The following is a 19,285-nucleotide window of genomic DNA, read 5'->3' on the forward strand; positions in this document are numbered from 1 at the left end:
GTAAAAACCACTGGCTTCAATGAAAATCCCGGCTGCGCACATGCATGCCTTCCAGCAGTGGCGTCAGGTCGGTGAGACGCCCGGCAATCAGGTGCCGCACCTCACCCACCGCCTCCCAGCGCCCGTCGACTTTGAGCAACCGCGAACCCACTAATGCTGGGCGCTGGCGTTCTGCCAGGTCGCGCCACACCACCACATTGAGGTTGCCGAATTCATCTTCCAACGTCACAAAGGTCACGCCACTGGCGGTGCCTGGGCGCTGACGCCCGGTCACCAGACCGGCCACACTGACATTACGCCCATGCTCCACCGCCATCAGCTCCAAAGAGCTGCGACAGCGACGTTTGCGCAGCTCATCACGCAACAACGCCAGCGGGTGCGGGCCGAGCGTGGTGCCAACCGTGGCGTAGTCGGCCTGTAAGTCTTCGCCAACCGTCGGCGCGGGCAATTGCACCGCCGCTTCTTCGGGGCTCGGCAGGCCCGCGAACAACCCCAGCTGTTTATGCACGCCAGCCACTTCCCAGCGCGCGGTGTGCCGGTTGCCCGCCAACCCACGCAAGGCCCCGGCATCCGCCAGCAATGCCTGAGCCCGTGCGTCCAGGCCGGCGCGGTCGTCCAGGTCGGCAATGTCGCTGAACACACGACGCTGGCGCGCCGCCTCGATGCGCCGCCCATCCTCCTCACGAAACCCCGAGATCATGCGCAAGCCCAGGCGAATCGCCGGTTGCTGGCCGTCGACAGGCTCCAGGCTGCAATCCCAGTCACTGGCCAGCACATCCACCGGGCGGATCTGCAAGCGATGGCGCCGCGCATCCTGCAGGATCTGGTCCGGGCTGTAGAAGCCCATGGGCCAGCTGTTGATCAAGGCGCAGGCGAACGCCGCCGGTTCATGGCACTTGAGCCAGCAACTGGCATAGGTCAGCAAGGCAAAACTGGCCGCGTGGGACTCGGGGAAGCCATAGCTGCCAAAGCCTTTGATCTGCTCGAAGATCTGCGTGGCAAATTCCTCGCTGTAGCCGTTCTTGAGCATGCCGGTGCGCAGGCGTTGCTGATGCGGTTCGAGACCGCCATGGCGCTTCCAGGCAGCCATGGAGCGGCGCAACTGGTCGGCTTCGCCTGGGCCGTAGTCGGCGGCGACCATGGCGATCTGCATCACCTGCTCCTGAAAGAGTGGCACGCCCAAGGTGCGCTTCAACACCGCCTCAAGTTCCGGTGACGGATAGGTAGTGGGTTCTTCGTTATTCCGGCGCCGCAGGTACGGATGCACCATGCCGCCCTGGATCGGCCCAGGCCGCACAATCGCCACCTCAATCACCAGGTCGTAGAAGTTCTGCGGCTTGAGCCTGGGCAGCATCGACATCTGCGCCCGCGACTCGATCTGGAACACGCCGATGGTGTCGGCCTTGCTGATCATTGCGTAGGTGGCCGGGTCTTCCTTGGGTATGCCTGCCAGAGACATATCGCGATTGCGATGGCGGCGCAGCAAGTCGAAGCAGCGGCGGATCGCGCTGAGCATGCCCAACGCGAGGATATCCACCTTGAGCAGGCCCACGGCGTCGAGGTCGTCCTTGTCCCACTGGATAATGGTGCGCTCGGCCATGGCGGCATTTTCCACCGGTACCAGGGTGTCCAGCGGGTATTCGGAAATCACAAAGCCGCCGGGGTGCTGGGACAAGTGTCGGGGGAAGCCAATCAGTTGTTGGGTCAAGGTCAGCACACGCCGCAGGATCGGGCTTTGCGGGTCGAAGCCGCCTTCACGCAGGCGCGCAAGCGGCGGCGCGTCTTCACTCCAGCGCCCGCAACAGTCGGCCAGCGCGTTGATCTGGTCCGGCGGCAGACCGAGGGCCTTGGCCACATCGCGCACCGCGCCGGACGCGTGATAACTGCTGACCACCGCCGTCAATGCCGCGCGGGTGCGGCCGTAGCGTTGGAACACGTACTGCAGCACTTCCTCGCGGCGTTCGTGTTCAAAGTCCACGTCGATATCCGGCGGTTCATTGCGCTCCTTGGACAGGAAACGCTCGAACAGCATGCTAGTCAGGCTCGGGTCGATTTCGGTGATGCCCAAGGCAAAACACACCGCCGAGTTGGCCGCCGAGCCACGGCCCTGGCACAGGATCGAACGGCTGCGGGCGAAGCGCACGATGTCGTGCACCGTCAAAAAGTAGCTTTCGTAGCCCAGCTCGCTGATCAGTACCAGCTCTTTGTTGATCTGCTGCAAGGTCTTGGCGTCGACACCGTGCGGCCAACGCTGGGCAATGCCTTCTTCAGTCACCGCGCGCAGCCAGGATTGTGCGTCATGGCCGGCGGGCACCAGCTCGCGTGGGTAGTGGTAGCGCAGTTGGCTGAGGTCAAAGGTGCAACGTTTCGCGATGGCCAGGGTTTCATCACGCAGCGCTTGCGGGTACAGCGCGGCCAGCGCATCGAGGCCGCGCAAATGCCGCTCGCCATTGGGGTGCAGGCGCGTGCCGGCTTCGGCCACGGGCACGTGATGGCGGATCGCGGTCATGGTGTCTTGCAGGGCCCTGCGCCCGCGCGCATGCATGTGTACATCGCCGCAGGCCACCGCCGGGATCTGCAGGCTGGCGGCCAGGGCCAGGCGCTGTTGCAAATGGCGCGCATCGTCCTGGCCGCAGTGCAGGTGCACCGCCAGCCACAAGCGCTCGGCGAAGGTGTGTTGCAGCCATTGGATCGAGGCCTGGGTGTCGCTGTCTTCGGCAACCCACAGCGCCAGCAGGCCGGGCATCGGTTGTTCGAAGTCGGCGTGCAGCAGGCGGTAACTGCCTTTTTCGGCGCGGCGGCGAGCCAGGGTAATCAGGCGGCACAGGTGTTGGTAGCCGCTCAGATTCTCGACCAGCAACACCAGTTTCGGGCCGTTTTCGATGCGCACCTCGCTGCCGATAATCAGCGGCAACTCCACCGCCTTCGCCGCCTGCCAGGCCCGCACGATGCCCGCCAAGGTGCATTCGTCGGTGATCGCCAGGGCGCTGTAGCCTTGGCGCTTGGCGCGCTCGAACAGCTCCAGCGCACTCGACGCGCCGCGCTGGAAACTGAAATTGGACAAGCAATGCAGCTCGGCGTAGCTCATGCGAACCAGCCTTGCAGCCACAGCCCGTCGTTTTGCCCTACATGGCGATAGGCCCAGCCTTGCTGGCCGGCGCGGGTGCGGATCAGGTAATAGTCGCGGCGGATATCGGCGCCGTCCCACCAGCCGGATTCGATACGTTCCGGGCCCATCAGGATCTGCACGCCCTGCTCGGCCAGCAAGGTCGGTTCAGCCAGCAACCAGCCGGGGCGCTGCACCTTGTGCAAGGTCGGGCACGCACGGCTGTCGGCGCTCGCCTGCCAGGCACATTCGGGGCGGTGGTCGGCGTGAAAGCGCAGGCTTTGTACGGCCTCATCACCCAGCCGTGCGCGCAGGCGTTCGCGCAGTTGCTCCCAAGGCAAGGTTTGTTGTGGGCGGTCGTCGAACAGGTCCTGGCGTTGCGGCACAAACACCGGCAGGTCCTGGGCCACCAGGCGAAACCCGCGCACCGGCGCGGTGACTTGCACCTGCTCCAGACGGCCACGGGCCAGTTCGAACAGCATCGACGGTTCGCGCTCGGCGCTGAGCAGGCCGACCTTGATCACGCTGTCGGGCGCCTGGGCGTGTTCCAGGTGCAAGTCGAAGCGCTGCACGCCACTGTCGCGCCCGCAGAGGAAGGCGGACAAGTCACCCGTCAAACGCCGCAACGGGAACAGCAGCGCCTGGTGGGATTGCACGTCGAAATTCAGCTCGATGCGCACGTCGAACTGATCCGGCGGCTGGTAAAACGCCAGGGCCAATGGGCGCTGCCCGCTCAGGGCATCCAGGTGCTTGAGCAAACCGGCGTCAAAGCGTCGCGCCAGGGTGTGCCGAGGCAGCGCCTGCACCTGAGCCAAGGTGCGCAGGCCCATGCGTGACAAGGCCGTGGCCGCCTGCGGGTCAAGGCCGGCGCGGTCGATGGGCAGTGGCGCCAGGGCTTGCTGCAACGCGTCCTCACCGATCGCCAGGCCATCGTAGATATTTGCCAGCACCCGCGCCGCCGCCGGGTTGGGCGCCGCGACGATACGATGGCGAAAGCCCAATTCGCTCAACTCCTGACGCAAGCGCGCCTCGAACTGCGGCCACGGCCCGAACAGGCCCAGGCTCGATTCGATCTCGAACAGCAACGCACGCGGGTAATACACGCTGACCTGGGAGCTGAAACGGTAGGCCCAGGCCGCGAGAAACTGCTGCCAGCGCTCGATTTCGGCGGGGTCGTACTCGGCGCTGGCAAAGGTTTTGGCCAGGGCATGCGCGGCCGTCAGCGATTGCCCTGGGCGCAGCCCCAAAGCCCGGGCAGCGGCATTGACGGTTTGCAGCACGCGGCGCTGCGGCGTGCCGGCCAGCAGTGCCAAGGGTTGATCCGGCTCAGGGTGCACACGCTGCACCCCGTCCAGCGCCAATTGCGGGAAGACAATACACACCCAGCGCATGGCAACCTCAGTGCCCCGCCAGGGCTATCGGCGCCGGGTGGGCCAAGCCGCCCCGGCACTTGAGCACCCGCACTTGCGCAGGTTTTGCCTCGACGGCCAGGCGCAAGGCGGCGGGCGATGAATTGACCGCCTCGCTTAGAGAGCGCCAGGCAAACGCCAGGGTCTGGCCGGTCTCGGCCGCCACCTGCAAGCGCCGCAAGGCACGGTCATCGGCCTTGCGCGGCCAGCACAGCACCGCGCCGCAACTGCCGGAGCGCAGGCACTGCTCCACCGCCCACAACACATCGCGCTCCTCGGCCTGGATCACCGAAAGCTGGCGCAGATCCACCCCGGCATTCTGCCAGGCGTGGGGGTACGGCGTGTAAGGCGGCGCCACCAGCACAATGCGCTCGCCCGCCGTGGACAAGCGTGCCAGGGTCGGCAACACCAATTGCAGCTCGCCAACGCCCTCCTTCGCCATCAGGATTTCACTCAGTGCCGACTCCGGCCAACCGCCCGTGGGCAACACCGCGTCCAGCGCCGCCAGCCCGGTGGGGTGCACGCTGGCGGGTGGCGCGGCGGGCCGGCCTTTCCAGACGCGGCCGCCATTGAACAGCGTGTCCAGGGCAACGACGGCGCCCATCAGCCTTGCCTCACCAGGCCACAGAACACGCCTTCAATGGCCAGGTCCTGATCCGGCCCGACCACAATCGGTTGATACGCGGGGTTGCGCGGCAGCAGGCGCACCTGCTCGCCGTGACGCTCAAAGCGTTTGATGGTGACTTCGCCGTCCAGGCGTGCCACCACAATCTGCCCGTTCAAGGCTTCGGCACTGCGGCGCACGCCCACCAGGTCGCCGTCGAGGATGCCGTCTTCGATCATCGAATCGCCCTGCACGCGCAGCAGGTAATCCGGGGTTTTCGCGAAGGTGGCAGGGTCCAGTTGCAGGCGGTTGTGCACTTCGGCATCGGCGCCGATGGGCAGACCGGCGGCAACGCGACCGAGCACAGGCACATCCAGCCATTCGGGGCGCGCGGGTTGGTTGAGCAGGCGGATGCCACGGGCCTGGTTGGGGTTGACCTCGATAAAGCCAGCCTCGGTCAGGGCCACAACGTGTTTGCGTGCGACGCTGCGCGAGGCGAAGCCGAACGCCTCGGCGATCTCGGCGAGGCTTGGGGGCTGGCCTTGTTGCGCGATACGGTCGCGGATAAAGGTCAGGATGGCGGTGCGGCGGGGGGTCAGGGTTGTCATGGAGTACATTTGTACTCTTGTGGGAAATTTCTGACAATAGCCGGTAGTCGGGATTGGGGATTGGGGATTGGGGATTGGGGATTGGGGATTGGGATTAGGGTTGGGTGCATATCCTTTATTTGGGTGATGGCGACTTAGGGTTCCGCCCTGACGGCGGGTCACTTTTGCAAGGACGCAAAAGTAACCAAAAGGTCCTCGCCCCAACACTCGGTGCCTCGCTGTGGCTCGGCATGCCCGCAATCCGACACTGATTTGGGGGGCCGCCGCCACGCGCCATCCATGGCGCGGGGCGGCTAAACCGGCATCCCTGCCGGTTTACCCCCCAAATCACTGTCAGATTCCGGCCATCGTGTTTGACGGGGCGATTTCAGATCAAGATCAAGATCAAGATCAAGATCAAAAGCGCAGATCAAAAGACCGCTGACTTCGTCAGCGAAAAGGATGTAAGGGCAACAGCAACAGCAGAGCCATACTCGGTTTAATGTGGGAGCTGGCTTGCCTGCGATAGCATCAACTGGGTGTACCTGATCCACCGAGGTGTCTGCATCGCAGGCAAGCCAGCTCCCACAGAAAAGCAGCACTTCGGTGCATGCAAATTCGCAGCCGACCTCATATTCAAAATTGCATACGGTCAACTGTGGGAGCGGGCTTGCTCGCGAATACGGTGTGTCAGTCAATTCATCTGTCACTGATACACCGCATTCGCGAGCAAGCCCGCTCCCACATTTAGACCGCGTTGCATCAGTTAGAGAGGCTTTTGCTTCGCACTTGATCTGGCTTTTGATTCAACCACTCAGGTCGGCTTTCAGGCCGCCGTGCTGTAGATCTTGATCTGAGGCGCCCCGTCAACCACGATGGCCGGAGTGAGGGCACACCAAGCCTTAGCGAGGTGCCAAGTGGTGGGGCACAGACCTTTTGGTTACATTTGGCTGGGCCGGCATTCCGGGCGTTTGCCAAAAGTGACCCGCCGTCAGGGCGGAACCCTAAGCAGCCGTTACCGCAGCAACGGATATGTACTCAATCACCAGCCATCTTTAAGCATCCGCAATTCCAGATGCTGCAACAGCATGATGGTCTTGCCATCAACAATCTCCCCACTGCTCACCATCGCCAGCGCCTGCTCAAACCCCAGCTCCAGCACTTCGATATCCTCACCCTCCTCCTCCAGCCCACCCCCCGTACCAATCTGATCCGCCTGCGTATACTCACCGATAAAAAAGTGAATACGCTCAGTCACCGAGCCTGGACTCATAAACGCCGCATAGATGCTTTCCACATGCCCCACGCGATACCCAGTCTCTTCCTCAGCTTCCAGGCGAATACGTTCTTCAGGGCTGGCATTATCCAGCAACCCCGCGGCCGCCTCGATCAAGTAACCGGGGTAATCGTTGACAAACGTAGGCATGCGAAACTGCCGGATCAACAGCACCGTGCGCTGCCCACGGTTGTACAACAAAATGGTCGCGCCATTACCCCGGTCATACACCTCACGAGTCTGGGCCTGCCAGCTGCCGTCCTGGCGACGCAGGTCGAAGCTGTACTTTTTCAGGTTGTACCAGTCGTCTGAGAGGGTTTTTTCATCAGTGATGCGAATAGGGCTGTTTTCCATGGTCGGGCCTTTGCTCATAGAAGCCGGGAGCATGTCGCGCCAGCAATGTCAGCGTCAAGCGGCCTGCTTACAGAGGCGGCTGCTTGATGCGCGACCACGCGGAGGCGACCTCTTGCGCATTGGCCGCCTTGATGCGCGCAAGATTACGCGGGTACTCCACCCCAGGATTTTCCGTAAAGCGCGTGGCGGTGAATTGACCATTGCTGGCGCGCAGGATGTAGCCCGTGTCCTGACACTGCCCAGAGGCCAGAAACACCACGCCCGGCGTCACCCACTCTGGCTTGAGTTCATCCGGTTCGTCGGTCACGCCCCACATGCGCGTTTTGGCCACCGGCGAGATCGCGTTGACCTTGATGCCGGCCTCGGCGCCTTCATGGCTCAGTGCATTCATGATGCCCAATTGCGCCATCTTGCCGGCGCTGTAGGCCACCAGCCCGGTTTGCTCATATTGCACATACATGGCGCGGTCGGAGGTGGTCAGGATGATACGCGGCGCCGCCGAGCGCAGCAGGTGCGGCCAGGCGTGCTTGCACAGCCAGAGCGGCGCGTAGAGGTTGATGTCCATGGCGCGCTGGAGGAAGGCGGCGTCGAGGTCGGCGATGTTCTGGTAACCCACCCAGCCGGCGTTATGGATCAGGATATCGAGCTGGCCGTAAGCCTCGATCGTGAAGCGGATGAGTTGCTGGCAGGCCTCGTCGGTAGACAGGTCGCCGCCATGCCCGAGCACCGCCAGCCCTTCGGCCTGCAAGGCGGCGGCCGCTGCGTGCACCACTGACGCATCGGTGCCGGCGCCCAGCTTGTCGGCGCCGATATCACTGATCACCACGCGCGCGCCGCCTTGGGCCAGCGCCCGTGCATAACTGAGACCCAGCCCGCGCGCCCCGCCGGTGATAATTGCCGTTTTGCCGGTAAAATCCATGTCTGTGCTCTCCTGTTCGGCCGCCCACCCTAACAACCCGAGCAGCGGTTGTTCAAGGCTGCAACACTTTGCAAGCAATCCCCCTCTACGGCCGTCGAATTAATGCCTGAGCGCACACGCCATCTGGTAAAACGCCTGCTTCACCTTTGTCCTGGAACCTTCATGTCCTCTCGTTTACTGTCCCGCCTGGGCCTGCGCTGGTTTCCCCTGCTGTGCATGGCCCTCCTGATTGTCGGCTTGCCGGTGGGGTGCGCCGTGCTGCAACACAAGGAGCGCGAGCTGGTGTTTCGCATCGAGCCGGGCACCGCCAGCTGGTACACCGGCCTGCCCAAAGCGGTGCAGGAATTCGATATCAAGCCGGCCAGTTTCAAATCGGGGCAGAACCTGCATGGTTGGTGGTACCCGGCCGACAACAAGGATGCGCCGGCGATCCTCTACCTGCACGGCGTGCGCTGGAACCTCACCGGGCAGTTGTTTCGCATCGAACAGCTGCACGCGCTGGGTTTTTCGGTGCTGGCCATCGACTATCGCGGTTTTGGCCAAAGCCACGGTGATTTGCCGTCGGAAACCTCGGTCTACGAAGACGCGCGTATCGCCTGGGAGCGTTTTCAAACCTTGCAGCCCGACCCCGGCAAACGCCTGATCTACGGGCACTCACTGGGCGGCGCTGTGGCTATCGACCTGGCAGTTGAGCTGAGCAAGCAAACGCCGGTTCCGGTGCGCGGGCTGGTGATCGAGTCCACCTTCACCTCGCTGGGGGATGCAGCCACCGCCGTGGCCAATACCTCGTTGCCGGTGCGTTGGTTGCTGTCGCAGAAATTCGATTCCATCGACAAGATTGCCGACGTGCACATGCCGTTGCTGGTGGTGCACGGCCTGGCCGACCAGTACGTGCCACCGCGTTTCAGCCAGCAGCTGTTTGAAGCCGCCCAGCAGCCCAAACGGTTGCTGCTCGTACCCGGCGCCACCCATAACAACAGCATGAGCCTGGCAGGCAGCAGTTATGGCCAGGCACTCGATAAGCTGATGCGCGCCAAGACGCCAGCAACGATAGTCAAGCACTCCACAGGTGGCGACGGCGACTCGTAACGCCACTTTTCGGCACTGGGTTCGCGCTTGGCTGTCAAGCGCCAACCCTGCCCATACTGGCCCAAAACAAATTCTGATCAAATATTAACCGAAGGTTAAATCGCCAACCCTGCCGGGCCTTCGCAAAGTTATCCACAGAGATACCCACGGTTTTCGTGGACAACTCTTTTTACTTTTTTACGATTTTTTTGCTCAGCAAACCCCTGTGGGAAAGCTACCCGGCAGCAAAATCTCGCGATTCACATCGCGTATATCGTTATAGCCACACAGTGCCATCGACACATCCAACTCGCGGGCGATGATGTCAAGTGCCTTGGTCACACCGACTTCACCCAACGCGCCCAACCCATATAAATGCGCGCGGCCGATCATGGTGCCTTTGGCGCCGAGTGCAATGGCCTTGAGCGCGTCCTGGCCAGAGCGAATGCCGCCATCGAGCCACACTTCAATCTGCTCGCCCACAGCCGTTGCAATCGCCGCCAATTGGCTGATGCTCGACGGTGCGCCATCAAGCTGGCGGCCACCGTGGTTGCTCACCACTAATGCATCCGCACCGCAATTGGCGGCCAGCCGCGCATCTTCCACATCCAGGATGCCCTTGATAATCAGCTTGCCGCCCCAGCATTTTTTGATCCACTCCACATCGTCCCAGCTCAGGCGCGGGTCGAATTGCTGGCCGATCCAGGATGACAGTGAACTGATATCGGCCACGCCTTTGACGTGCCCGACGATATTGCCGAAGCCATGGCGCTTGGTGCCGAGCATACCCGCCACCCAACGCGGTTTTGTCAGCATGTTGAGGATATTCGGCACGGTCAGTTTGGGCGGCGCCGACAAGCCGTTGATCAAGTCCTTATGGCGTTGGCCCAGGATCTGCAGATCCAGGGTCAGCACCAGCGCATCCACACCGGCGGCCTTGGCGCGCTCGATCAACTGCTCCATAAACGCGCGGTCACGCATCACATACAACTGGAACCAGAACGGTTTGCCGACGTGGGCGGCAATGTCTTCCAGCGAACAAATGCTCATGGTCGACAAGGTATAACGCAGGCCGAACGCGGCAGCAGCGCGGGCGGTAAGGATCTCGCCATCGGCATGCTGCATGCCTGCCAGCCCGGTGGGTGCCAGGGCCACGGGCATGGCCATGTCCTGGCCGATCATAGTGGTGCGGATTGAACGCTCATCGATATTGCGCGCCACGCGCTGGCGAAACTGGATGCGGGCAAAATCGCTTTGATTCGCCCGGTAAGTGCTTTCAGTCCAGGAGCCGGAGTCGGCGTAATCGTAGAACATCCGTGGGACACGTTTTTGCGCAAGCCTGCGTAAATCTTCGATGGTTGTGATCAACGGCATCTAGGTCACCTCTCCCTGAACTGAGCCTTGAGAGTAACCGCCCATCGCCTTGCCAACCAGCCATTGCGTTTAGATTGGCAGGCGACTAATCTCGCACAAACCCGCATAAAGACGCATAACCATGCATAACACTCATCAAGCCATTGACCTGCCTTCGTTGCGCAAACAGAAGATTTTGCTGCTGCTGGAACGCGACGGCAAAGTCACTGCATCCGAATTGGTCGAGCACTTTGCCGTGTCCCCAGACACCATCCGCCGCGACCTCGGCGAACTTGCCGCCGCCGGGCTGCTGCAACGCGTACACGGCGGCGCCCTGCCCCGGCCCAAAGACACCGGCAAGGATTTTTTCACCCGTGTCGGCGAAACCAACGAGATCAAGCGTCACCTTGCCCGACTGGCCGCTGACCTGGTGCAGGACGGCCAGATCGTACTGTTCGATTCCGGCTCGACCACGCTGCAGATCGCGCAGTCCTTGCCGCGCTCGATCCGCCTGACCGTGGTCACCCCATCGCCAATGATCGCCATTGCGCTGGCCGATCACCCCGAAGTCAAAGTGATCCTCGCCGGTGGCCAACTCAACCCCGCCACCTTGTCCACCAGCGGCCAGGACGCCGTGCGCATGATCCAGAGCATCAAGGCCGATTTGCTGTTTACCGGCGTCTGCGCGCTGCACCCGCAAGTGGGCATCAGCTCGCTGCATTTTGATGAAGTGGCGGTCAAGCAAGCCCTGCTCGACAGCGCCTCCCACGTGGTGGCCGTGACCCTGGCGGACAAGCTCGGCGCGGTGGAGCCCTTTGTGGTGGCGCCGTGTAACCGCATTCATACGCTGATTACTGAATGGCATGTACCCAGCGTCGAGGCGTATGAGCAATTAGGCTTGGAAGTGCTGCGGGTAGAGGTCGAGTAGCAACAAGCCATCGGTCACGGCGTGGCCGCTGGCGGTGTTGTCGAAGATGCACCAGGCAGGAATGCCTGATTCGGCACATTGACGCAGCTGTTCAGCCAGCGCCTGCACCCGTTGCGGGCCATAGGCACTGTGGTAGATGCGCGGCGAGCCATGCAGGCGCCAGTACTGCACGCCCTGCCAACCTGCGCCGGCATCGAGCACCGCTGGGTCGGCGGTCACGCGGCCTATCTGCAGGTCCACCAGCAATGCCTGCGCCTCAAGCCAACTGGCGTGGCGTGGTTCAAGCACCACGGCACCGGCAAAACGCTGGCGCAATGCGCTGAAAAAAGCCAACGCCACGCGGGGTTCATAACGCAGCGAAGGTGGTAATTGAATCAGCAGGCAGCCGAGTTTTTCACCCAAGTGCAAGCACTGTTCCAGGAACTCATCCAGTGCCGTCTCGCAGTGCTGCAAGCGCAGTTCATGGGTGATGACCTTGGGCGCCTTGACTGAAAACCGAAACCCCGACGGCACCGACTGCGCCCAGCGCTTGTAGGTGTTGGGCTGGTGCGGCCGGTAAAAGGAGCTGTTGATTTCCACCGCATTGAATCGCGATGCATAGCGCTGTAAATGCGTGCCCTCGCCCGTAAAGGCCGGCCAGTGTTCGCGCGGCAGGCTCCAGCCCGCACAGCCCACGTAGAGCGGTGCCATCAAAACAGAACCTTGGCCGCATCACGCATGAATATCTCGATGGTTTTTGGCCCCACGCCATCGAATTCGGCCAGGCGTTTTTCGAATGCCTGGCGGTCATCGCTGGCGCTGCGCATGTGGCTGATCTTGCCCGCGTACTCGGCATTCAACTTGGCGCTGAGGTCCAGCAGACGCTGCGCCGTGCTTTCGTCGTAACGCACGTAATGGGCACGCCCGAGCATCGAAACCAGTTCACGCGACGTGCAATGCTGCAACTTGCGTGCAGTGTCGCGACCCTCTTGCTCCACGATCACCTTGTACGCCTGCGCCGCAATGGGTGCCTGAATACGCTTGCCCATCAGAAAGCTGGCGACAAACCACTTGAACAGGCTGGCGTCATCGTCGGGCGCAAGTTCAATGCCCAGTTCAGACGCCGTGATCGACCGGGCCATGCTCAGTGGCCCAGCTTGCGCTCGGCCTTGGCGGCCTGCTCGTTGATGGCGTCAGTCTGGCGTTCGGTGTCCTTGATCGACGTGGGCGTCAACACTTTGTCGACGGTTTCGGTCTTCGGATCTGGCTGTTCCAGCGTCTGCCCCTTGGCAGGTGGTTGACGGCCTTTCTGGGCGTCTTCGGAGCTGATGGGTTCCGGGGTTTTATCAGCAGTCTTGGGATCGGTCATGGTGAATCTCCACGCAATTGAAGGCCCGCAAAAAGCAGCAGGCGCCTATGCAGCAGAGGCCTGCGTTTTTCGATAGTTCAAGGTTTTTGCAGGCCAGACTTCCACGAAAACCATCCACAAAAACCACCCACGAAATAAGTCCAAATTAATTTAAACCTTTGCCGCCCACGCTCGATCCACTCTCCCACACAGCGTGATTAATCCATCCAGCAGGAGAGACTCGACCATGAGCTCACAACTCAACGGCAAGAACATCCTTATCATCACCTCCAACACCGGCATCGAGCGCGATGAACTGCTCAAGCCGTTGCAAGCACTGCGCGGCTATGGCGCGACGGTGACGCATGGCTCCAGCGAAGGTGGCACCGTACAAACCTTTGTCGGCGACACGGAGAAAGACCAGACCGTGGAATCCGAGGTCAAGCTATCGGACGTGGAGAGCAGCGACTTCGACGCGCTGGTGATTCCCGGCGGCACCGTGAATGCCGACACCCTGCGCCAGGACGCGGCCGCACTGAAGTTGATCAGCGACTTCGCCAAAGCCGGTAAAACCGTTGCCGCCATCTGCCACGGGCCATGGGCACTGATCGATGCCGGTGTGATCAAGGGCAAGACCCTTACCGCGTATAAAAGCGTGCGCATCGACCTTGAAAATGCCGGTGCTGCAGGCGTGGTCGATGCCCAAGTCAAAGAGTGCAAGGCCAATGGCTGGACCTTGATCACCTCGCGCACACCGGATGATTTGCCGGCATTCAACGAGGCGATTGCCAAGGCGGTCGCAGGCTAACCTGCACGCTTGAACGCAAACAGGCGCCCGTGGGCGCCTGTTTGCTGTGTGGCTTATGTTCAGTGTTTACGGTTCTATTTATTTATGGTGCTGGGCCATCTCACGTTTTGGCCCGAACATGGCCCACGCTATCAGCCCGAACAGCGGCACAAAAATCAGAATGATCAACCATAACCCCTTGGTCTCCCAGCCGCCGGTGCTGCGCAACACGATGTTGATCGCCCACAGTTCCAACACCAGCAAAATCACCGCCAGTACGATCCAGATATAGTCTATTTGCATGCGTCACCTCCTGAGGTCGTATGCATTAGGTCAAGGGATCGGCGTGAGGGTTCATTAAAAATGTCGGTGCATGGCCTTTCGTCGTGGCGGTGAAAAAAATCCAAACTTTGCCAGATCACCTGCACTCCCAATTAATGCCTCCCTTTGGATTTAGAGGAAGGGACGCTTTTGACAGGTGAAGCATGGAAAAGGATTCTCGTCATGAAGACCAGTATTTCCTGCAAGATCGTGTTAGTGATTTGCCTGACCGGATGGTTGGCAACACCCGCCTACGCAGCCTTCGGCGACGCTATCCCAGGCTCGGCGCTGCCTCCGGGCTCCTACCCCAGCAGCCCGGCGGACAGCAACAAAAAAGCGGAGACGCCGCCGAAGGAAAAGGCTTCCTCCAGCGGCTCGTCAACAAAGCAGCAAGGCGCGAAGAAACCCCAGAAAAAAGCCCCCAAAAAAGACCGTTGACCTAGCGCCAGATCTTGCGGGTGTTGCCCGTCATGCGCCGCAACACCTGTGGGTTACCGCACAGGTAATGCACGATTACCATGCCGATATGCCCCACAATCAACACCAGCATTGTCCAGCCCAGCAAGCTATGAAAGTTGCGCCCCAGGTCAATCATCCACTGGATTTTCTCGCCCTCAAAACCCGCCATGATCGGCACGCCAAACGCCGAAAATTCACGGCCGGAGCCGTACTGGCGTACCAGCCCGATAAAGGGGATCAGGAACATCAACGCATACAGCACAGCATGCCCGACACAAGCCGCACGGTTCACGCTCGGTGGGCGGTTGTGCCGGTTCAGCAGGTTCCAGCCGGCTCGCAGTATCAGCAGCACCAACAGCAGCAGGCCCGCCGATTTGTGATACGGCCATAGCAGCTTGTCCAGCGCAGAATCGGAGGACAGAGAGTGGACAACCGCGGAGCAATAACTCCAGCTAAACACGATCGCCATCAGCCAATGCAACGCCCGGCTGACCGGGTCGTATCGCTCGCTCGCGCAGAAGGAATGGGGCATCTCATCAGAAGTTTTCGTCATCGCGGCCTCTTATTAGTCTGTGCATCACATGGACCGTGAAGATGGCATTTCCGGCAAAAAAATAGAATTGATGAGGATGCCCTCGCGAAACATCAGGCCGTTTCCTACGAGATTTTGGGACGCTCTTAGGGTCTTACGGCACCGGCAACCAGCCGCTGAAACCGTTTTTGGCCAGCGGGCACCAGGCAAAGTCGCCTGTCGGGTCGGGCAGTAGCTGATGCTCAACGCCCGCCAACGCGCCACTCTTCCAATCAAACACCCTTGAGTCTCGCCATGCCAGGACCACGCCCTGGGCCTGGCTTTCATCAGCATTGATCCAGCGTGCCGCCGCAGCCGCCATAAAGGCCTCAATCGGCTCGTCGTCTATCTGCGATCGATACGAGGACGCCAACAGCCAGCGGCACACGTTCAGGTGATAGGTCCAATCCTGGGCGACCTGGTGGCGGTAGGCCCAGGTCATGAAGCTGCGAAACAGGTTCAAGCCCTCCGGCGGGTCGAGCTTGAGCAGCGCCGGGCAGATATCGAACAAGGTGTGCCAATACGGCAACAGGCGTGCATCCAGGTGCACGAAACAGCGCGAATTGCTCGGGTATTCAGGGCGCAAGGGTTCGGCGCGCAAACGCCGGGATGCCTTGCTGACCAGGCGGCTGGCGCCTGCTGGCAATGGTGGGTTCATGAAACGCACTCACAGTCGTGACGATAGAACGCCTCCTGATTACAGGAAGCCCAAGGTACACGTCAGAAAGCGGGGGAAGCGCGAGGGTTGGCCGACGGCCAGGAATAGCGTGGAGGGGCTTTGTTGCGCCGTTCATGGGCCGGGCGCGGGGTTTGCCCCAGGCCGAGCAGCCAGGCCAGGCCGATCATGAACACGATGGCCACGGTCACGGCCGCGCACACTGGGCAGGCAAAGTAGTTCGAGATGTTGCTGGAGGCAGTGTTTCCTAACCCTTTGTCGGAAAGCGGCGCCTGGCTACCGTCCACCGAACAGAACGCCCCGCCGATGCCATTGAGCTGCAAGCCCATCATCTGCCCGTGCCCCAAACCGCAGACGAACAGGTTCATCAGCACGCAGAAGTACAGGGCCCAGGCGATCAGCGAACGGTCGGGGTGGCTCAATTTCATGGCGGCGACTCTACCACCGAAGCCACAAAAGGATGAAGCGCCACGCGCCCCTGTGGCAGAACGTCGCAGATTACGTGGGCTGGCCGGGGTTGGTAGACTGTGCGCCCGCATCATTACTCCTTTTCAAAGCCTGAACTGTCGATCCAGAGCAATGCAGGCGTTTCACAGGATGCACAGTTGATGAGTACGTTATTCACCCGCCGCAAAGTGCTGACCGGTATGGGCCTGCTGGGCCTGGGCAGCCTGCTGGGCGGCTGTGACTACAGCCCCAAGCTGAACTTCAAGTACGGCAAGGACCTCAGTGACAAGATCATGGGCCGCACCTTCAAGCTCAAGAACACCGACGGCGAAACCGTCACCCTGAGCTCGTACCGTGGCCTGATGCCGGTGGTGTTCTTCGGCTTCACCCAGTGCCCGGCCGTGTGCCCCACCACCCTGGCCCGCGCCGCCCAGGCCAAGAAGCTGATGGGCCGCGATGGCAAAATCATGCAAGTGGTGTTTATCACCCTCGACCCCGAGCGCGACACCCCCGAATTGCTCGACCGCTACGTCAAGGCCTTCGACCCCAGCTTCGAAGCGCTGTATGGCACCCCGGAAGAAATCGCCGTGGCCGCCAAGGAGTTCGGGATTTTTTATGAAAAGATCCCGGCCGGGGACACCTACACCCTGTCCCACACCTCCACCAGTTTCGTGTTCGACACCCGTGGCAACCTGCGCCTGGGCCTGTCGGCATCCCTTACCGCTAAAGAGTGCGCAGAAGACCTGCTCACCGTCATGGAGGTCTGCTAATGACTGCCGTACAAACCCTCAAGCGCCTGACATTCGGCCTCACCTTGCTGGGCCTCGCGGCGCACGCCAGCGCCCAGGTACAGGTCAGCGACGCGTGGGTACGCGCAACCGTGGCGGGCCAGACCTCCAGCGGCGCGTTCATGACCGTCACCGCCGACAGCGACAGCAAACTGCTCAGCGTCGCCTCGCCTGTGGCCAAGGACGTGCAGATTCATGAAATGAGCATGAAGGACGACGTGATGCGCATGGGCCCGGTGGATTCGGTGGCCCTGCCTGCCGGCAAAGCGATCAAGCTCGACCCGGAGGGCTACCACGTGATGCTCATGGGCCTCACCGGCCAGATCAAGCAAGGCGACCAGGTGCCGCTGACCCTGACCGTGGAAAACGCCAAGGGCGAGAAGCAGACGATTGAAGTTAAGGCCCCTGCCCGAGCGCTGACGGACATGGGTGACATGGATCACAGCAAGATGCACTAAAACTTTTTGTGGGGAGGAAGCTTGCTCCCTCCCCACAAAAAGCTTTTATCTCATATCCAAAACCTCTGCCATCAACACTTTCTATATATTTTCAATCTACCCAAACACCCGCTAGCCTGATTGCGCCGCAACGACGGCCCATAACTCCAACAATAAATCAGGTGTCTCTGTGAACAACACATCCCCCCAACGTGCGGTGAAAAGCCTGCTTTCCCTCGCCGTGACCTTTGCCCTGTTCAATAGCCTGAGCGCCTATGCCGCCAACACCGGCGAGCTGCCCTGCACCACCACTGAACAATGCGCGGCCCAGGCGGCCAAGGTCGGCGCCACGCCCGACAGCTCGCAAACCGAGCACAAAGCCAAAGGCGACCCAACCCAGACCCAATTCGCCTGGCTCAACCGCATCAACAAAGCCTCGATCGTGATGCTCACCGAAGAAGGCATCGTCAAACCCGAGATGGGCCAGAAGATCGCCGGCGGTGTGCGCTATGCCATCGCCCAGGCCGACCAGCCCGGCGGCACGCGCCCCAGCGATGTGCTGCAACTGGAAAAAATCATGACCGACAAGATCGGTCCCGAAGCCTCGTTGATCCACTCCGGCCGCAGCCGCCAGGACATGCTCGCCACCTACCGCCTGGCCGCCCTGCGCAGCCAGGTGCTGGCCTACAGCGAAGCGCTCAACGCCACACGCCAACGCCTGCTGAACATCGCCGACAAAAACGTCGACACCCTGGTGCCCGCCTACACCAACGGCGTGCAGGCCATGCCCATCAGCTATGCGCATTACCTGCTGGCCTTTGAAGCCGCGTTCGACCGCGACGGCCAGCGCATCCGCGAGCTGTACACACGCCTTAACCAGAGCCCGATGGGCACCGCCGTGCTGGCGAACTCGGCGTATCCGCTGAACCGCGAGCGCCTGGCCGAGCTGCTGGGCTTTGATGGCGTGCGCGAGAACTCGCTGGATTCAAGCCAGGTCTCGACCTATGACATTCCCATCGAAGCCGCCAATATGGCGGCATCGTCCGCCATCCGTGTGGGCGCGATGATTGGCGACATCCACACCCAGTACCATCAGATCCGCCCCTGGTTGCTGCTCGATGAAGAAGCCACCTACACCAGCAGCGCCATGCCACAAAAACGCAACCCGGGCTTGCTGATGCGTGCACGTGAGAGTGCCTCGGACGTGGTCGGCCTGGCCCAGGCAGTGACCTTGCGCGCGCATAACGTCACCACCGGCATGACTGACTACAAGTTCGCCTTCGACTCGCTGGGCGTGTTCCGCTCGACCCAGGAAATGTTCCACAGCCTCGACGCGGTGCTCGATGCGCTGCAGATCAACCCGCAGCGCGCGCTCGAAGAACTGGAGTCGGAATGGACCACCTCGATGGAGCTGGCCGACACGCTTGAGCGCCAGTACAAAGTGCCGTTCCGCATCGGCCACAGCTTTGCCTCGCTGATCGTCACCGAAGCGCGCAGCAACGGCACCACGCCGAAGACCTTCGCCTATGCCGACGCGCAGAAGCTGTATAGCCAGGCGGCGGACAAGTACAAATGGACGCCCAATACCCTGCCGCTCGATGAAGCCGGTTTTAGAGCGGCGCTGTCGCCCACCAATATGGTGCAGACGCGCAAAGGCACCGGCGGCCCGCAGCCGCAAGAGGTCAAGCGCATGCTGTTGGAGGCGCGCAAGACGCTGCAGGCAGATCAGCAGTGGCTCAAGGAGCGACGTGAAAAGCTCAAAGGCGCCGAAACCCATCTCGACCAAGCCTTCGATAAGCTGGCCGACAGCAAGCGCTGAACCGATTGTGGTGGCCCCAGGCTTTGGGCATATTGACGGCCGGGCCGCT

At 61.5% G+C, this 19,285-nt stretch carries 21 protein-coding genes; 7 read left to right on the forward strand and 14 right to left on the reverse strand.

Annotation, left to right across the window (positions count from 1 at the left end; all coding sequences use genetic code 11):
* Positions 1–16: 16 nt before the first annotated feature.
* From FFI16_RS14465 to FFI16_RS14510, 6 genes are all read right to left on the reverse strand, one after another.
* Positions 17–3,088: an error-prone DNA polymerase gene (locus tag FFI16_RS14465; RefSeq protein ID WP_138815723.1), complete on the reverse strand. Its 3,072-nt coding sequence runs from the start codon at positions 3,086–3,088 to the stop codon at positions 17–19.
* Complete coding sequence (locus tag FFI16_RS14470) at positions 3,085–4,497, reverse strand: DNA polymerase Y family protein (protein ID WP_138815722.1); 1,413 nt, start codon at positions 4,495–4,497, stop codon at positions 3,085–3,087. The genes FFI16_RS14465 and FFI16_RS14470 overlap by 4 nt, the downstream gene beginning before the upstream one ends.
* 7 nt (positions 4,498–4,504) lie before the next feature.
* Complete coding sequence (gene imuA, locus FFI16_RS14475) at positions 4,505–5,119, reverse strand: translesion DNA synthesis-associated protein ImuA (protein WP_138815721.1); 615 nt, start codon at positions 5,117–5,119, stop codon at positions 4,505–4,507.
* Entirely contained in the window at positions 5,119–5,736 is a 618-nt protein-coding gene (gene lexA, locus FFI16_RS14480) for a transcriptional repressor LexA (RefSeq protein ID WP_017135402.1), read from the reverse strand. Before lexA ends, imuA begins: the two co-directional genes overlap by 1 nt.
* Positions 5,737–6,748: 1,012 nt before the next feature.
* The gene (locus FFI16_RS14505; RefSeq protein WP_138817415.1) at positions 6,749–7,336 is read right to left on the reverse strand and encodes an NUDIX domain-containing protein; all 588 of its coding nucleotides are present in this window, start codon (positions 7,334–7,336) and stop codon (positions 6,749–6,751) included.
* A gap of 67 nt (positions 7,337–7,403) precedes the next feature.
* A complete protein-coding gene (locus FFI16_RS14510; RefSeq protein WP_138815717.1) occupies positions 7,404–8,255 on the reverse strand; it encodes an SDR family NAD(P)-dependent oxidoreductase in 852 nt (283 codons plus the stop codon).
* A 162-nt stretch (positions 8,256–8,417) separates the two neighbouring features.
* On the opposite strand from FFI16_RS14510, the gene FFI16_RS14515 reads away from it, so the two are divergent.
* The gene (locus tag FFI16_RS14515) at positions 8,418–9,344 is read left to right on the forward strand and encodes an alpha/beta hydrolase (RefSeq protein WP_138815716.1); all 927 of its coding nucleotides are present in this window, start codon (positions 8,418–8,420) and stop codon (positions 9,342–9,344) included.
* A 192-nt stretch (positions 9,345–9,536) separates the two neighbouring features.
* On the opposite strand, the gene FFI16_RS14520 is transcribed toward FFI16_RS14515, so the two are convergent.
* Positions 9,537–10,697 carry an alpha-hydroxy acid oxidase gene (locus FFI16_RS14520; protein WP_138815715.1) on the reverse strand — a complete coding sequence of 387 codons (1,161 nt, stop codon included), beginning with the start codon at positions 10,695–10,697 and terminating at the stop codon, positions 9,537–9,539.
* Between the two features lie 121 nt (positions 10,698–10,818).
* Here FFI16_RS14520 and FFI16_RS14525 point away from each other — a divergent pair, with 121 nt between their 5' ends.
* Positions 10,819–11,604: a DeoR/GlpR family DNA-binding transcription regulator gene (locus FFI16_RS14525; RefSeq protein WP_138815714.1), complete on the forward strand. Its 786-nt coding sequence runs from the start codon at positions 10,819–10,821 to the stop codon at positions 11,602–11,604.
* Here the strand turns inward: FFI16_RS14525 and FFI16_RS14530 are convergent.
* From FFI16_RS14530 to FFI16_RS14540, 3 genes are read right to left on the reverse strand one after another with little or no spacing between them, the layout of a single operon-like run.
* Complete coding sequence (locus FFI16_RS14530) at positions 11,569–12,294, reverse strand: DUF72 domain-containing protein (RefSeq protein ID WP_138815713.1); 726 nt, start codon at positions 12,292–12,294, stop codon at positions 11,569–11,571. The two genes, FFI16_RS14525 and FFI16_RS14530, sit on opposite strands and share 36 nt — an antisense overlap.
* Positions 12,294–12,725, reverse strand: coding sequence for a DNA methylase (locus tag FFI16_RS14535; protein ID WP_138815712.1), 432 nt, complete (start codon positions 12,723–12,725; stop codon positions 12,294–12,296). Before FFI16_RS14535 ends, FFI16_RS14530 begins: the two co-directional genes overlap by 1 nt.
* Before the next feature lie 2 nt (positions 12,726–12,727).
* Positions 12,728–12,952, reverse strand: coding sequence for a hypothetical protein (locus FFI16_RS14540; protein WP_138815711.1), 225 nt, complete (start codon positions 12,950–12,952; stop codon positions 12,728–12,730).
* Positions 12,953–13,178: 226 nt separating this feature from the next.
* Between FFI16_RS14540 and FFI16_RS14545 the strand changes: the two genes are divergently transcribed.
* Complete coding sequence (locus tag FFI16_RS14545; RefSeq protein WP_138815710.1) at positions 13,179–13,739, forward strand: type 1 glutamine amidotransferase domain-containing protein; 561 nt, start codon at positions 13,179–13,181, stop codon at positions 13,737–13,739.
* Between the two features lie 78 nt (positions 13,740–13,817).
* Here the strand turns inward: FFI16_RS14545 and FFI16_RS14550 are convergent, their stop codons facing one another.
* Entirely contained in the window at positions 13,818–14,021 is a 204-nt protein-coding gene (locus FFI16_RS14550) for a hypothetical protein (RefSeq protein ID WP_138815709.1), read from the reverse strand.
* Positions 14,022–14,222: 201 nt separating this feature from the next.
* Between FFI16_RS14550 and FFI16_RS14555 the strand changes: the two genes are divergently transcribed.
* Positions 14,223–14,477: a hypothetical protein gene (locus FFI16_RS14555; protein ID WP_138815708.1), complete on the forward strand. Its 255-nt coding sequence runs from the start codon at positions 14,223–14,225 to the stop codon at positions 14,475–14,477.
* A gap of 1 nt (position 14,478) precedes the next feature.
* Here FFI16_RS14555 and FFI16_RS14560 read toward each other — a convergent pair whose 3' ends face one another.
* From FFI16_RS14560 to FFI16_RS14570, 3 genes are all read right to left on the reverse strand, one after another.
* The gene (locus FFI16_RS14560; protein ID WP_138815707.1) at positions 14,479–15,051 is read right to left on the reverse strand and encodes a cytochrome b; all 573 of its coding nucleotides are present in this window, start codon (positions 15,049–15,051) and stop codon (positions 14,479–14,481) included.
* Positions 15,052–15,184: 133 nt separating this feature from the next.
* On the reverse strand, positions 15,185–15,727 hold the full coding sequence (locus tag FFI16_RS14565; RefSeq protein ID WP_138815706.1) for a putative natural product biosynthesis protein: 543 nt from the start codon (positions 15,725–15,727) through the stop codon (positions 15,185–15,187).
* A gap of 62 nt (positions 15,728–15,789) precedes the next feature.
* Entirely contained in the window at positions 15,790–16,173 is a 384-nt protein-coding gene (locus FFI16_RS14570; protein ID WP_138815705.1) for a DUF2946 domain-containing protein, read from the reverse strand.
* A gap of 180 nt (positions 16,174–16,353) precedes the next feature.
* Between FFI16_RS14570 and FFI16_RS14575 the strand changes: the two genes are divergently transcribed.
* The 3 genes from FFI16_RS14575 to FFI16_RS14585 all read left to right on the forward strand — a co-directional run bounded on the left by FFI16_RS14575 (position 16,354) and on the right by FFI16_RS14585 (position 19,236).
* Positions 16,354–16,962, forward strand: coding sequence for an SCO family protein (locus tag FFI16_RS14575; RefSeq protein ID WP_017134494.1), 609 nt, complete (start codon positions 16,354–16,356; stop codon positions 16,960–16,962).
* On the forward strand, positions 16,962–17,438 hold the full coding sequence (locus FFI16_RS14580; protein ID WP_138815704.1) for a copper chaperone PCu(A)C: 477 nt from the start codon (positions 16,962–16,964) through the stop codon (positions 17,436–17,438). Before FFI16_RS14575 ends, FFI16_RS14580 begins: the two co-directional genes overlap by 1 nt.
* 169 nt (positions 17,439–17,607) lie before the next feature.
* On the forward strand, positions 17,608–19,236 hold the full coding sequence (locus tag FFI16_RS14585; protein WP_256666256.1) for an argininosuccinate lyase: 1,629 nt from the start codon (positions 17,608–17,610) through the stop codon (positions 19,234–19,236).
* Positions 19,237–19,285 lie beyond the last annotated feature (49 nt).

Source organism: Pseudomonas sp. KBS0710, assembly GCF_005938045.2.
Classification (GTDB): domain Bacteria; phylum Pseudomonadota; class Gammaproteobacteria; order Pseudomonadales; family Pseudomonadaceae; genus Aquipseudomonas.

Bases quoted from the DNA above. Each gene is read 5' to 3' on its own strand.
- FFI16_RS14575 (WP_017134494.1), top strand. From the start codon at position 16,354: ATGAGTACGTTATTCACCCGCCGCAAAGTGCTGACCGGTATGGGCCTG.
- FFI16_RS14520 (WP_138815715.1), bottom strand. From the start codon at position 10,697: ATGCCGTTGATCACAACCATCGAAGATTTACGCAGGCTTGCGCAAAAA.
- FFI16_RS14540 (WP_138815711.1), bottom strand. From the start codon at position 12,952: ATGACCGATCCCAAGACTGCTGATAAAACCCCGGAACCCATCAGCTCC.
- FFI16_RS14555 (WP_138815708.1), top strand. From the start codon at position 14,223: ATGAAGACCAGTATTTCCTGCAAGATCGTGTTAGTGATTTGCCTGACC.
- FFI16_RS14570 (WP_138815705.1), bottom strand. From the start codon at position 16,173: ATGAAATTGAGCCACCCCGACCGTTCGCTGATCGCCTGGGCCCTGTAC.
- FFI16_RS14465 (WP_138815723.1), bottom strand. From the start codon at position 3,088: ATGAGCTACGCCGAGCTGCATTGCTTGTCCAATTTCAGTTTCCAGCGC.
- FFI16_RS14550 (WP_138815709.1), bottom strand. From the start codon at position 14,021: ATGCAAATAGACTATATCTGGATCGTACTGGCGGTGATTTTGCTGGTG.
- FFI16_RS14580 (WP_138815704.1), top strand. From the start codon at position 16,962: ATGACTGCCGTACAAACCCTCAAGCGCCTGACATTCGGCCTCACCTTG.
- FFI16_RS14530 (WP_138815713.1), bottom strand. From the start codon at position 12,294: ATGGCACCGCTCTACGTGGGCTGTGCGGGCTGGAGCCTGCCGCGCGAA.
- FFI16_RS14560 (WP_138815707.1), bottom strand. From the start codon at position 15,051: ATGACGAAAACTTCTGATGAGATGCCCCATTCCTTCTGCGCGAGCGAG.
- imuA (WP_138815721.1), bottom strand. From the start codon at position 5,119: ATGGGCGCCGTCGTTGCCCTGGACACGCTGTTCAATGGCGGCCGCGTC.
- FFI16_RS14565 (WP_138815706.1), bottom strand. From the start codon at position 15,727: ATGAACCCACCATTGCCAGCAGGCGCCAGCCGCCTGGTCAGCAAGGCA.
- FFI16_RS14505 (WP_138817415.1), bottom strand. From the start codon at position 7,336: ATGGAAAACAGCCCTATTCGCATCACTGATGAAAAAACCCTCTCAGAC.
- lexA (WP_017135402.1), bottom strand. From the start codon at position 5,736: ATGTACTCCATGACAACCCTGACCCCCCGCCGCACCGCCATCCTGACC.
- FFI16_RS14535 (WP_138815712.1), bottom strand. From the start codon at position 12,725: ATGGCCCGGTCGATCACGGCGTCTGAACTGGGCATTGAACTTGCGCCC.
- FFI16_RS14470 (WP_138815722.1), bottom strand. From the start codon at position 4,497: ATGCGCTGGGTGTGTATTGTCTTCCCGCAATTGGCGCTGGACGGGGTG.
- FFI16_RS14525 (WP_138815714.1), top strand. From the start codon at position 10,819: ATGCATAACACTCATCAAGCCATTGACCTGCCTTCGTTGCGCAAACAG.
- FFI16_RS14515 (WP_138815716.1), top strand. From the start codon at position 8,418: ATGTCCTCTCGTTTACTGTCCCGCCTGGGCCTGCGCTGGTTTCCCCTG.
- FFI16_RS14545 (WP_138815710.1), top strand. From the start codon at position 13,179: ATGAGCTCACAACTCAACGGCAAGAACATCCTTATCATCACCTCCAAC.
- FFI16_RS14510 (WP_138815717.1), bottom strand. From the start codon at position 8,255: ATGGATTTTACCGGCAAAACGGCAATTATCACCGGCGGGGCGCGCGGG.